We start from the raw sequence: 1,198 nt of genomic DNA, 5'->3' as shown, positions 1-1,198 counted from the left end.
AAGATATCGAGATAGCTCGTGTTAGGTCAACTAAGATAATCTAACACAAGTCTCCTATTGTCTTTATCGCTAATCAAGTTAATATAACACTATCATCAATTAGTAACTTACAGAAAAGTGTTTCAGTTGACAGCTGATAAATAGTTGACTCGTTGGTCGATTCATTGATACATCAATATTTCTCGTCCAACCAACTAATCGCCTATGTCAACTGAGGCCAGACATGAGCCATATTTTCCACTTTAATTAAACAACAGCATTTAATTATTGAGAAGAAACTAGTACCTCTTATCATTTAATAACACGCTATTCAACTAGCGACTTACTAAAAAGTCGTTCAGGCGACAGCTTACAAACATGGGGGAAGTTGATACATACACTGTTACATCAACTGTTTTTCCTATAATCCATCAATCACTTATGTCGACTGAATCCAGACATGAGCTAAATTATCCGCTTTAATTAAATAACACCTTCTAAAAATAAAGAAAAATCTAGTATTCTTTATCATTTAATAACATACTATTCAACTAGTGACTTACTAAAAAGTCATTCAGACGACAGCTTACAAACATGGGGACATTTGATACATACACTATTACATCAACTGTTCCCCCTATAACCCGTGACTCACTTATGTCGACTGAATCCAGACATGAGCTGTATTTTCGCTATCGATTAAACAACATCCGTTAACTGTTAAATCCCCCACTACCATCACTCATCCTAGACCGTCATTCATGATTAATTAACCCCTTTCCACCTCGAGCGACTTCCCCTGATCGCTCACGTTTCGGCCTCCTTTACTCCGTTAAAAAATTAAGCGCAAACTTCACCGTGGCTCCTAAGCTGTACGCTAAGGCATCCTCATCTAAATCAAAGTAATCATTATGATGCTCGGCCCCACTGCCAACCTCTGGGTTGCCAATCCCTACAAAGGCAAAGACACTTGGGGCGACTTTGGCATAGTGCGAAAAAGACTCTGAGGCATACCACTGAATGCCTTCTACCAGCTTGTCTGGATACAAGTCGGTGACCCCATGTCGTGCAATTTCTGCCAGTAAGGGATCATTTAAGACCGGAATCGTGGCAAAGCGCATACCGTCCAAGTAACGAATGGTGCACTTATGAGCGGCCGCTGTGTGTTCTGCGACTTCCTTCAAGACGGCCATTGCTTTATGCCCTTCTGCCACATCAA

At 40.6% G+C, this 1,198-nt stretch carries 1 pseudogene; it reads right to left on the bottom strand.

Annotation, left to right across the window (positions count from 1 at the left end):
* Positions 1-803: 803 nt before the first annotated feature.
* Positions 804-1,198: pseudogene (locus tag AC5KOD_RS02580) on the bottom strand (amidohydrolase); the annotation flags it as partial.

It is taken from the genome of Vagococcus sp. WN80Y (genome assembly GCF_059621045.1).
This window is presented reverse-complemented; position numbering and strand designations above follow the sequence as displayed.